This is a genomic window from Bhargavaea cecembensis (genome assembly GCF_000826125.2).
Taxonomy (GTDB): domain Bacteria; phylum Bacillota; class Bacilli; order Bacillales_A; family Planococcaceae; genus Bhargavaea; species Bhargavaea cecembensis_B.
In genome coordinates this window covers 1495664-1508010 of sequence record NZ_LN651373.1, presented here as the reverse complement: position 1 = coordinate 1508010, position 12347 = coordinate 1495664, and the positions used below count along the sequence as shown (strand labels likewise).

The following is a 12347-nucleotide window of genomic DNA, read 5'->3' as shown; positions in this document are numbered from 1 at the left end:
CGAAACATAATATCCGGAATAACGCACGAAATAAAAATGAAGAAAATTTAAAACTGAAAATTTACAGTATTGAAATTAAAGGCGATTTCCTTTATAATCTTTGAAAAGGAGATGGTCGTATGGATACAGAACGAATGAGAATGCTTGATCGCCACGGTCTGCTTTTCGCTGCAGTGCATTCGGTGTTCATCATCTCCCTCGCCTTTGACTTTCTGACATTTTACTGACGGGAAAACCAGGCCCGGCCGGTGATCCGGCCGGGCTTGATTGCGATCACTTGATTGCATTTCCTTATGTCCATCGATCGATATTATGTATTTTACTTATCATCTGCAATCCGATATGATGAAAGGGTGAAAAGTGGGTCCATCCGACCTTTTCAGTAGAGTCAGAGGAGGAAAAACAATGGCTAAAAGCAATCTGCACAACAGCCGCCAGTCGTTCGACCTGAACGGCAAGACGTATAACTTCTATCGTCTTGCAGCTCTTCAGGATGCGAATATCGCAGACGTTTCCCGGCTGCCTTATTCCATCAAAGTGCTGCTCGAATCCGTTCTGCGCCAGTACGATGGCTATGTAATCAAAGAAGATCACGTCGGCAACCTTGCCAAATGGGGGAAGGATGTCGATCCTGCCGCGGAAGTTCCATTCAAGCCTTCCCGCGTCATCCTTCAGGACTTCACCGGTGTTCCGGTCGTCGTTGACCTTGCGTCGATGCGCCAGGCGATGGCCGATATGGGCGGGGACGCCAACAAGATCAACCCGGAAATCCCGGTTGACCTCGTCATCGACCACTCTGTCCAGGTTGACCGCTATGGCACCGAAGATGCGCTCCGCGCCAACATGGAACTCGAGTTCGAGCGCAACGCCGAGCGTTACCAGTTCCTGAACTGGGCACAGAAGGCCTATGACAACTATCGCGCTGTTCCACCGGCCACCGGGATTGTCCACCAGGTCAACCTGGAGTACCTCGCGAGCGTCGTCCACGAAGTCGAGAACGAGGACGGCACGTTCGAAACGTATCCGGACTCCCTCGTCGGTACGGACTCCCACACGACGATGATCAACGGACTCGGCGTACTCGGCTGGGGCGTCGGCGGCATCGAAGCGGAAGCCGGCATGCTCGGCCAGCCGTCGTACTTCCCGGTTCCGGAAGTCATCGGCGTGAAGCTGACAGGCGAACTTCCGAACGGCTCCACCGCGACCGACCTCGCGCTCCGCGTGACGCAGCTTCTGCGTGAAAAAGGCGTCGTCGGCAAATTCGTCGAATTCTTCGGCCCCGGCGTTTCGAAGCTCCCGCTTGCGGACCGCGCGACGATCGCCAACATGGCACCTGAGTACGGCGCAACTTGCGGCTTCTTCCCGGTTGACGAGGAAGCTCTCAACTACATGCGCCTGACCGGCCGTGACGAGGATCACATCGCCGTTACGAAGAAATACCTTGAAGAAAACGACATGTTCTTCACTCCGGACAAGGAAGATCCGTTCTACACAGACGTCGTTGAGCTCGACCTGGCGACAATCGAAGCGAGCCTTTCCGGCCCTAAACGGCCACAGGACCGCATTCCGATGTCCCAGATGAAAGAAGAGTTCATCAAGGCTGTTACGGCTCCTGCCGGCAACCAGGGCTTCGGCCTCACGGAAAAGGAATTCGACAAGAAAGGCACGATCGAATTCGAAGACGGCCGCACAGTCGATATGACGACGGGCGACCTCGCCATCGCAGCCATCACTTCCTGCACGAACACATCGAACCCGTACGTCATGCTCGGCGCCGGACTCGTCGCGAAAAAAGCGGTTGAGCGCGGCATCCGCCCGCCTGCGTATGTCAAGACATCGCTTGCACCGGGTTCGAAAGTCGTAACCGGCTACCTCCAGGCTGCCGGCCTCGACAAGTACCTCGATGAAATCGGGTTCAACCTCGTCGGCTACGGCTGCACGACATGCATCGGGAACTCCGGTCCGCTCCTTCCGGAAATCGAACAGACGATCATGGACAACGACCTGCTCGTTTCTTCGGTCCTTTCCGGTAACCGGAACTTCGAAGGCCGGATCCACCCGCTCGTCAAAGCGAACTACCTGGCATCGCCTCCGCTCGTCGTGGCCTACGCACTGGCGGGCAAAGTCGTCATCGACTTCGACAAGGAGCCGATCGGCCGCGGTACGGACGGCACGGACGTCTACCTGAAAGATATCTGGCCAACTTCCGAGGAAGTGAAGGCGGAGATCGAAAAAACAGTCACGCCTGACCTGTTCCGCAAAGAATACGAACATGTCTTCACGGAAAACGAACGCTGGAACGCCATCGAAACGACGGACGATTCCCTGTATGACTTCGACGAAAATTCGACATACATCCAGAATCCGCCGTTCTTCGAAGGACTCTCGAGAGAAGCGAGCCCGATCGAAACCCTTTCCAGCCTCCGCGTGATCGGGAAATTCGGCGATTCCATCACGACCGACCACATTTCTCCTGCAGGGGCGATCGGCAAAGACACGCCGGCCGGCAAATACCTGCGCGAACATGGCGTGGAACCGCGCTACTTCAACTCGTACGGCTCCCGCCGCGGGAACCACGAAGTCATGATGCGCGGCACATTCGCAAACATCCGGATCCGCAACCAGATCGCAAAAGGCACGGAAGGCGGCTTCACGACCTACTGGCCGAACAAAGAAATCATGCCGATCTATGATGCGGCCATGAAATACCAGGAAGACGGCACAGGCCTCGTCATTCTCGCAGGCAAAGACTACGGCATGGGCTCTTCCCGCGACTGGGCTGCGAAAGGCACAAGCCTTCTCGGCATCCGCACCGTCATCGCCGAAAGCTACGAGCGGATCCACCGTTCGAACCTCGTCATGATGGGCGTTCTGCCGCTCCAGTTCGCGAAAGGCGAAAGCGTGGAATCCCTCGGCCTGACAGGCGAAGAGGAAATCAGCGTCAACCTTACCGACGACGTGAAGCCTCGCGACATCCTGACGGTCACGGCAAAATCGCCGGACGGCTCCGTCAAGGAATTCCAGGCCCTTGCCCGTTTCGACTCCGAAGTGGAAGTCGACTACTACCGCAACGGCGGCATCCTTCAGATGGTCCTCCGCGACAAGCTGAAAAACAACTGATCCATACAAAGCAAAACAGCCGGAAGGGCATGACCCTCCCGGCTGTTTTTTTGCGTTGTTTGGGAATACTGTCCAATAGATTGGGGCGGCAAAGGAAATCCGGGCTTCCGTCAAGAAGCCGCGGGAGTGGGGAGAAGGCCGTGTGACGAAGGATTGCGTCTGCCTCCTTAGCTAATTAACGTTTCAGCTCCGCTAATTAACGTCTCAGCTCGGCTAATTAACGTTTCAGCTCGGCTAATTAACGTCTCAACCTAGCTAATTAACGTTTCGAAACCCCTGACCCATCGAAGCCATCCGCCGGCACAGAGCGTCACACACTTTGCTCATACACTCGATAAACCGGCGCAGGCTGTGCGCTGCGCCACCATTTTGGAAAGAACCGGTTGAAGCGACAGTGCCGATGCGGAAGGCGACGCCGTGGAATCCGCTCCGGAGCGTCAGCGAAGAGCAGAGTCCACGGCCAAAGCCATCCGCCGGCACGAAGCGTCACACTTTCACTCACACACCAAGCCCCCGGCCCGCCGTCCGCGCGCCGGCAGGCCGTTTCCGTTATAATGGAAAAGAGGTGAAGGAATCATGTACATAAGTGAAACATCCGTGGACGTGCGATACGCCGAAACCGACCAGATGGGCGTCGTCTACCACGCGAACTATCTGATCTGGATGGAGATCGGCCGTAGCGCCCTCATTTCAGATATCGGGTTCTCCTATGCGGGGCTCGAAGAGAAGGGCTATCTGTCGCCCGTCATCGACTTGAACGTCTCATACAAGCAGCCGATGCGCTACGGGGACACCGCCGTCATCCGCACATGGATCGAACACCACGGGAGACTGCGGACCACGTACGGGTACGAGATTGCACATCCGGACGGCACGATCGCGGCGACCGGCAAGTCGGTCCACACACTCGTCCATAAAGACACATTCCGCCCGGTGGCGCTCAGAAAAGTCGACCCGGAATGGGAAGCGAAGTACGTTGAGATCGCAAAAGGAACCGACTGATGGCATTCGGCATCAAGCGGGAAGAGCTGAATGCGTGGAAAGCGGCGGTGAGCAACGGGGAAGTCGCGCTTCTGACCCATTACTGGCTCGATGACCGCTTCCCGGGATGCAAAACCGTCACGAAAGCCGGTTGCGCCGACATCGGCCGGCTGACGGAGTGGGGAAGGCAGTACGGGCTCAGACCTGAATGGATCGATCACAAAGAGCAGTTTCCGCACTTCGACCTGTTCGGTGAACGGGAATACGAGATCCTGAAAGCCGAAGGGCGGCATGACCTGATCCGGCGGTTCAAACTGGAAGAAAGACAGGAAAAAGCGTGAGCTTCTGACGGCTCACGCTTTTTCGTAGCGGTATTCAGGTTCATCCAGCTGTTCATCGTAGCCGACGACCAGGTCATGGCCGTCAAAATACCACTCATCGTCATCTTCGACGAAAAAGGTGACGTCACCTTGCTTTGTGCTGGCAGCCGGCGATTCCGGCGCATCGCCCGACAGGCCGAGCGAGAACCCGGGCTGCAGGCCGGCACCGCCGTAGCGGACACGGAACCGGACATTATCCCCGGGCCCGATGTCCATCTCGTCGCGGAACCAGCGGAGCGCTTCATCAGTGATCGTGATCTCCAACCGTCACACCGCCTTTCGGTCTTCTGCCACCCAGTATACTAGAGCCACTTCACCTTTGGCTCGGTTCCCGCCTTGATCCGGCCGATATTCGCCCGGTGGCGGTAAAAGATGAAAGCGGTCAGGAGAACGATGACGACGAGCAGGTACAAGTCACCGGTCAGGAAATAGTTGACGGTCGCATAAATGAGACCGACAGCGCCCATCGCCATCGACGTGAGCGAGACGATCTTCGTCAGCTTGAGCACGATCAGGAACGAAGCGATCAGCACGAGGAAGAACGGCCAGCTGTAGCCGAGGATCACCCCGCCGGAAGTCGCCACCGCCTTGCCGCCGCGGAACCGGGCGAACACCGGGAACATATGGCCGACAACGGCCGCAATCCCGAGTGTCAGCGGATGAATGCCGGCATCCTGGAAAGCCGGCAGATGAAGGAGAAGGACGGCGGCCGTCCCTTTGAGGATATCGATCAGGGTGACGGCGATTCCGGCTTTTTTTCCGAGAACCCGGAACGAGTTCGTCGCCCCGAGGTTCCCGCTTCCGGATTCCCGGATGTCCGTATGGAAGAACAGCTTGCCGATCCACAGGCCCGCCGGAATCGATCCGAGCAGGTAAGCGATCAGCAGCAATACTGCAGTCTGCATAAAACGGCACCTCTTTGGTTAGTAGTAGGTGTTAAGAAGGCACTATCAGTTTACCTTAACGGCCGGCTCCGTACAATGACCGGCGGGCGGTTTTTCCCGCCGCCCGTCCGCTTCCGGAACGCCTGTCCAAGCAACACGGACAGCGGAGGACATTGCCACGGAGCGCTCCGGTGTTCTACAATGAAGACCGGGAGTTCCGGAGACCGGCGGTTTGACAGGCTCCGGAAAAACGATTACGATTAAATAAAAAGCGAACAAACGTTTGATGGGGGCGTACCTTTGACAAAGATCAATGAACTCAGCACATACAATGACGAATCGATCCAGGTACTCGAAGGCCTCGATGCCGTCCGGAAACGGCCCGGCATGTATATCGGCTCGACCGATTCACGGGGTCTTCATCACCTTGTCTATGAGATTGTCGACAATGCGGTCGACGAAGCACTTGCCGGCTTCGGCGAAGAGATCAACGTTACCGTCCATGCAGACGGCAGCGTCAGCGTCCGCGACCACGGGCGGGGCATGCCGACCGGGATGCACAGCACCGGCAAGCCGACGACCGAAGTCATCCTGACCGTCCTGCACGCAGGCGGCAAGTTCGGACAGGGCGGCTACAAGACGAGCGGCGGGCTGCACGGCGTCGGCGCATCCGTCGTCAACGCGCTCTCCGAATGGCTGGAAGTGACCGTCTTCAAAGACGGGCAGAAATTCCGCCAGCGGTTCGAGCACGGCGGCCATGCCGTGACGACACTCGAAATGATCGGAAAGACGAGGGAACACGGGACGCTGATCCACTTCAAGCCGGATCCGTCCATCTTCTCCACAGTCAAATACAATTATGAAACTCTGAGCGAGCGTCTCCGTGAGTCGGCCTTCCTCCTCAAAGGGCTCAAAATCACCCTGGAGGACGAGGAAAACGGCAAATCGGATGCCTTCCATTACGAGACGGGCATCGAGGCGTTCGTTCATTATCTCAATGAAGAAAAAGACACGCTCCACGAAGTCGCCTATATCGAAGGGGAGCAGGATGGGATCGAGCTGGAGTTTGCTTTCCAGTTCACCGACGGCTACTCCGAGACGATCTTGTCGTTCGTCAATAATGTCCGGACGAAGGACGGCGGAACGCACGAAACCGGCGTCAAGTCCGCGATGACGAGGGTGTTCAATGAATACGGCCGCAAAGCAGGCCTCTTGAAGCCGAAAGACAAGAACCTTGACGGATCGGATATCCGTGAAGGGATTTCGGCGATCATTTCCGTCCGGATCCCGGAAGCGGTGCTTCAGTTCGAGGGCCAGACGAAGAGCAAGCTTGGCACGAGCGAGGCGCGGACGGTGACCGATGCGATCGTTTCGCAGAAGCTGCTTTACTTCCTGGAAGAGAACGCCGAGCTGTCCGCGACGCTCGTCCGCAAGGCGGTGAGGGCGCAGCAGGCGAGGGAAGCGGCGCGGAAGGCGCGGGAAGATGCCCGCACCGGCAAAAAGCGCAAGCGTTCTGAGACGCTGCTGTCCGGCAAGCTGACACCGGCCCAGTCGCGCAACGCGGCGAAGAACGAGCTGTATCTCGTCGAGGGCGACTCCGCCGGCGGTTCCGCCAAGCAGGGAAGGGACCGCACATTCCAGGCGATCCTGCCGCTGCGGGGCAAAGTCATCAACACGGAAAAAGCGAAGCTTGAAGATATCATGAAAAATGAGGAGATTTCGACGATCATCCATGCGATCGGCGGCGGAGTGGGCGCCGATTTCACGATCGAAGACATCGCCTACGACAAAGTCGTCATCATGACCGACGCGGATACCGACGGCGCGCACATCCAGGTGCTGCTCCTGACGTTCTTCTACCGCTACATGAAGCCGCTGATCGAAGCAGGCAAGGTATATATCGCGCTTCCGCCGCTCTTCAAGGTATCAAAAGGTGCCGGCAAAAAAGAGAAGATCGAATACGCCTGGACGGAGGCCGAACTTGACGGCGCCATCCAAAAAATCGGCAAAGGCTATATGCTGCAGCGTTATAAAGGCCTCGGGGAGATGAACGCCGACCAGCTGTGGGAGACGACGATGAACCCCGAAAGCCGGACACTCATCCGGGTGACGATCGAAGACGGAGCCAAATCCGAGCGCCGGGTGACGACGCTCATGGGCGACAAAGTCGACCCGCGCAGGAAATGGATCGAAGATAATGTCGACTTCGGCATGGAAGACGGGGAAAGCATCCTCGAAAATGAATTCCTGACGGCTGAGGAGGATCTGGCATGACAGAAACCGGACAATATCAGGATCTGCCGCTTGAAGAAGTGATCGGCGACCGATTCGGACGCTACAGCAAATACATCATCCAGGACCGGGCACTGCCGGACGCGCGTGACGGCCTGAAGCCGGTCCAGCGGCGCATCCTCTTCGCCATGCACCAGGAAGGCAACACCCACGACAAGCCGTTCCGGAAATCCGCAAAGACGGTCGGGAACGTCATCGGGAACTATCACCCGCACGGCGATTCGTCCGTCTATGAAGCGATGGTGCGGATGAGCCAGGACTGGAAGCTCCGCCACCCGCTCATCGAAATGCACGGGAACAACGGATCGCTCGACGGGGATCCGGCCGCGGCGATGCGGTATACGGAAGCCCGGCTGTCGGCGATCGCATCGGAAATGCTCGGTGACATCGGCAAGCGGACCGTCGAGTTCATTCCGAACTATGATGACAATGAAACGGAACCGACCGTCCTGCCGGCGCGCCTGCCGAACCTGCTCGTGAACGGCTCGACCGGGATCGCCGCCGGATACGCGACGGACATCCCGCCGCATGCCCTCCACGAAGTGATCGATGCGGTCCTGATGAGGATCGACAACCCGGCTGTCTCGACCGACGAGCTCATGACCGTCCTGAGAGGACCGGACTTCCCGACCGGCGGCATCATCCAGGGGGCGGACGGCATCCGGAAAGCCTATGAGACCGGCCGCGGCAAAATCGTCATCCGGGCGAAGACGGAAATCGAGCAGCTGCGGGGCGGCAAGGAACAGATCGTCGTCACGGAAATCCCGTATGACGTGAACAAGGCCAATCTCGTGAAGAAGATCGACGAACTGCGGCTCGACCGGAAGCTTGAAGGCATTTCCGAAGTGAGGGATGAATCCGACCGGACCGGCCTCCGGATCGTGGTCGAACTGAAAAAGGACATCGCGGGGGAAGGCATCCTCCAGTATTTGTTCAAGAACACGGACCTGCAGGTGAACTACAACTTCAACATGATCGCCATCGAGGGCCGGCGTCCGAAGCTCATGTCGCTCGGCATGCTGCTGGACGCGTACATCGGCCACCGGAAGGACGTCATCACGAAGCGGTCCGAATATGACCTGCTCCGCGCGAAAGACCGCCTTCATATCGTCGAGGGACTGATGAAGGCCCTGTCGATCCTCGACGAGGTGATCCGGACGATCCGGGCGTCCGAGGACAAGCGGGATGCCAAGAAGAACCTCATCAGCGCATTCGGCTTTTCGGAGGCGCAGGCGGAGGCGATCGTCTCCCTCCAGCTTTACCGGCTGACGAACACGGACATCACCGAACTGCAGCGCGAGCAGCAGGAGCTGAATGCGCTCATCGAAGAACTGACGGGCATACTCGGCTCCGAGAAGAAACTGTTCCGCGTGATCAAGAACGAACTGAAGGACATCCGGAAGAGATTTGCCGAGCCGAGACGTTCGGTCATCGAAGATGAGATCGAGGAGATCCGGCTTGATATGGACCTTCTCATCCCGAGCGAGGACGTCGTCGTCACGGTGACGAAGGACGGCTACCTGAAACGGACGGGCCTTCGCTCGTACGGCGCCTCGGGCGGCAGGGATCTCGAGATGAAGGAGTCGGACCGGCTGCTGTTCGGCGGCACGCTCAACACCCAGCAGGCGATCCTCCTGTTCACTTCCGGAGGCAATTACATCTTCCAGCCGGTTCATGAGCTGCCGGACATCCGGTGGAAGGATCTCGGACAGCATATTTCCAGCATCGTTCCGCTCGCTGCGGACGAGGAAGTCATTGCGGCCTTCGGGGTCGGTTCATTCGAAGAGGAAGGCGCGGGCATCCTGACAGTCACGGAGAACGGATTCGTGAAGCGTTCGGCACTCGCGGACTTCAAGGTGCAGCGCTACGGCCGATCGTACAAGGCTGTCTCCCTGAAGAAAGGGGACACTCTGCAATCCGTCCACCAGGTAAAGGCCGACGGAGAGATCCTCTTGTTCACGAACCTGGCCTACGGTCTCCGGTTCCCAGTCTCCGAAGTGACGGAAACCGGCGTCCGGACAGCCGGCGTCAAAGGCATCAATCTGAAAGACGGGGACCGGGTCGTTTCTGCGGTCATCCAAAATGCGGGGGATGAAGATGCCCTGCTCCTGGCCACGCACCGGGGCGCCGTGAAGAAGATGCCGGTCTCCGAATTCGAGTTGTCTTCCCGCGCCAAGCGGGGGCTCGTCTGCCTGAAGGAACTGAAATCAAATCCTCACCGGATCGCAGGCGTCGCTCCGGCGAGGAAAGGCGAACCGGTCATCCTTTTGACCGACAAGGACAAGCGGATCGCGGTGGATCCGGGCGCCTATCGTCTCGCCGACCGGTATTCGAACGGCAGCTTCGCCGTCGACCAGAAAGAGGACGGCGAAGTGGTGGCCGTCTATCCGGCCATCGACATGGAAACGAAAGAAGAATAAGCAATGCCCGTGCAGCAGAGCCGATCCGGCTCCCTGCACGGGCATTTTTCATTCCTTGATGACCGTTTCAAGGGACATCCGGTTCAATGCCGACATCTGCTCAGAATTCGCACCGACCCCGAGCGCGGTGAAGCGGTCCACCCGGATGTCGTCCCCGTAGAGATGGACGGTGTCGCCCGCCTTCACCGTCTCATCCACCCGGACGAGCAGATGGCTCATCATGAGCGCCGCCACCGGATAGCGCCTGCCGTTGATCAGGACGTCGTGGCGGGCACGGGCCCGCAGAACCCCGTCCCCGTAGCCGATGTCGCAGACGGCGACCGTGCAGTCTTCCTCTGCGCGGAAGGCGGCGGAATAGCCGGACGACTCCCCTTGTTTCAGCGGGAGGGTCTGGATGACATTCGCCCGGACGGTCACCACGTTCGGGACGGCCGATTCCTCAAGCGAAGCATACGGACGTGAGCCATACAGCAGGATGCCCGGCCGGATGTGGGTATGGCCGGGGAGCAGCCCGTCCTGCATATAAGACGCGCTGTTCTGCGCATGGATGAACGGCAAGTGCTGCACAAACGGCGACAGTTCGGCAAGCACAGCGAGCCAATCCTCCTTCTCCTGTTCGTGTTCCGGTGCGCCCGGTTCATCGGCGAACGCGAAATGCGTCCAGATGCCGGAGACTTCGACGGCTCCTTCCTCCAGCACCCGTTTCATCTCTTCCGGATCTGCAAAGCCGGACCGGCGAAGCAGGTTCCTGTATTCGAGATGGACCCGGATTCCGGACAGATCATGCTGGTGCCGCACGTAGAAATCCATAGACGGCAAGGTCATCTCGATCCGGTGATCGCGGATCACACTGAATTCGGTAGACGGGTTCATGAGGAAAACGAGGCTGTCCGGGTCGAGTTCCCGGATGGCGACCGCTTCCTTCAGGTTTGTCGTCGCGAATGCATTTATTCCGGCTTCCCTGAACGTGCGCCAGGCGAGGGGGAGGCCGATGTTGTACGCGTCATTTTTCACGACCGCGATCACGGGGGCGTCACCGTTGATCCGGCGGGCCTGCCGGAGGATCCGTCCGCGGTCGATCTCAAGAACGGCCGGCATCAGTTTACGTCTCCTGTTTCAAACAGCGCCTGTTCGAAGAATCGGACTCCGCCCCCAAGCGCCTCTTCCCGGAAATTCAGGGTCGGGGTATGCAGACCGGACGTATAGCCGAGCGGCTCATTCCGCACGCCGAGGAAGGCGAAGTGGACCGGGGCGGCGTCCGCGTAAAATGAAAAGTCTTCGCCGAACAGATACGGTTTTTCTTTCTCGATGAAGCGGAGGCCCGCCGCCTCTGCCGCGCGCCGGGAGAGAGGGAGGAGGGAAGGGGTGTTGATGACCGGCGGGTAGCCGTCGGCGACCGCCAGTTCCGTTTCGGTGCCGAACAGCAGATCCGCGCTGACGGCCAGGTTCTTCATCATGGCCGTCACTTTTTTGAGGTCGTCCGGCGAATACGTCCGGATGGTCCCTTCGAGGCGGGCGCTTGAAGCGACCGTGTTGATCGCTTCGCCGGCCTGCATCCGGCCGATATGGACGATGTTGCGGTTCAGGCCGTCCAAATGGTAATGCTGCAGCCGCTCGATGCCGGAGATGATCTGGATCAGCGAACCGAGCGCGGAAGCACCATCCTGTTTGTCCGCAACGTGGGCGGACCGGCCCTTCACCGTAAAGCGGTATTCCGTGGCACTTGCGGTCAGCTCCCCGCTCCTCGTCAGCAGGAGTCCCTCTCCTTCATCCGGCATCAGATGAAGGCCGAAGACGGCTTCGGGCGGATGACCTTCAAATACGCCTGCACGGACGAGGTGAGCCGCTCCGCCGCCTGATTCCTCGGACGGCTGGAAAAGGAGGAGGACGTTATGCGGCAGGGCGTTCTCCGACTGCAGTTCCATGCACCGCTCGGCGAATGCGAGAAGGATGGCTGCATGCCCGTCGTGGCCGCATGCATGCATGACGCCAGGGTGTTCCGAGCGGAACGGAAGGTCGTTCTCCTCTTCGATCGGAAGGCCGTCGATATCCGCCCGGAACGCGATGGTCCGCCCGGAGTTCCCCTTGATGAAGGCGACGGTCGCCGTCTCCATCGGTGTTCCGTAATCAATTCCGAGTTTGTCCAGCGTTTCCCGGATATAGCGGGCTGTCTTGAATTCCCGGAATCCGAGTTCCGGAATCCGGTGCAGTGTGCGCCGGTGAAGGGTCAGGCGTTCGGTCAAATCCATCAGGTCCACCTCCATGAATTG

Annotated in this window: 9 protein-coding genes; 5 read left to right on the top strand and 4 right to left on the bottom strand. The window is 58.7% G+C overall.

The features are described from left to right. Positions 1–405: 405 nt before the first annotated feature. The 3 genes from acnA (at position 406) to BN1189_RS12860 (ending at position 4442) form a co-directional block, all read left to right on the top strand. Positions 406–3120 (top strand): aconitate hydratase AcnA, encoded by a 2715-nt coding sequence (acnA, locus tag BN1189_RS12870; RefSeq protein ID WP_040228622.1) that lies wholly within the window; start codon positions 406–408, stop codon positions 3118–3120. A gap of 576 nt (positions 3121–3696) precedes the next feature. Continuing rightward, the gene (locus BN1189_RS12865; protein ID WP_040228621.1) at positions 3697–4122 is read left to right on the top strand and encodes an acyl-CoA thioesterase; all 426 of its coding nucleotides are present in this window, start codon (positions 3697–3699) and stop codon (positions 4120–4122) included. Further along, complete coding sequence (locus BN1189_RS12860) at positions 4122–4442, top strand: hypothetical protein (RefSeq protein ID WP_040228620.1); 321 nt, start codon at positions 4122–4124, stop codon at positions 4440–4442. The genes BN1189_RS12865 and BN1189_RS12860 overlap by 1 nt, the downstream gene beginning before the upstream one ends. A gap of 12 nt (positions 4443–4454) precedes the next feature. On the opposite strand, the gene BN1189_RS12855 is transcribed toward BN1189_RS12860, so the two are convergent. Together BN1189_RS12855 and plsY are read right to left on the bottom strand one after the other, a co-directional pair. After that, a complete protein-coding gene (locus BN1189_RS12855) occupies positions 4455–4745 on the bottom strand; it encodes a HesB/YadR/YfhF family protein (RefSeq protein ID WP_040228619.1) in 291 nt (96 codons plus the stop codon). 38 nt (positions 4746–4783) lie between these two features. Beyond that, entirely contained in the window at positions 4784–5386 is a 603-nt protein-coding gene (plsY, locus tag BN1189_RS12850; RefSeq protein ID WP_040228618.1) for a glycerol-3-phosphate 1-O-acyltransferase PlsY, read from the bottom strand. A 279-nt stretch (positions 5387–5665) separates the two neighbouring features. On the opposite strand from plsY, the gene parE reads away from it, so the two are divergent. Beyond that, entirely contained in the window at positions 5666–7639 is a 1974-nt protein-coding gene (gene parE / locus BN1189_RS12845; RefSeq protein ID WP_040228617.1) for a DNA topoisomerase IV subunit B, read from the top strand. Beyond that, a complete protein-coding gene (gene parC / locus BN1189_RS12840) occupies positions 7636–10077 on the top strand; it encodes a DNA topoisomerase IV subunit A (RefSeq protein ID WP_040228616.1) in 2442 nt (813 codons plus the stop codon). Before parE ends, parC begins: the two co-directional genes overlap by 4 nt. 48 nt (positions 10078–10125) lie before the next feature. Here parC and BN1189_RS12835 read toward each other — a convergent pair whose 3' ends face one another. Continuing rightward, entirely contained in the window at positions 10126–11175 is a 1050-nt protein-coding gene (locus BN1189_RS12835) for an alanine racemase (RefSeq protein ID WP_040228615.1), read from the bottom strand. Next, positions 11175–12326, bottom strand: a complete 1152-nt coding sequence (locus BN1189_RS12830) for a M20 metallopeptidase family protein (protein WP_040228614.1) — start codon at positions 12324–12326, stop codon at positions 11175–11177. Before BN1189_RS12830 ends, BN1189_RS12835 begins: the two co-directional genes overlap by 1 nt. Positions 12327–12347: the final 21 nt, after the last annotated feature.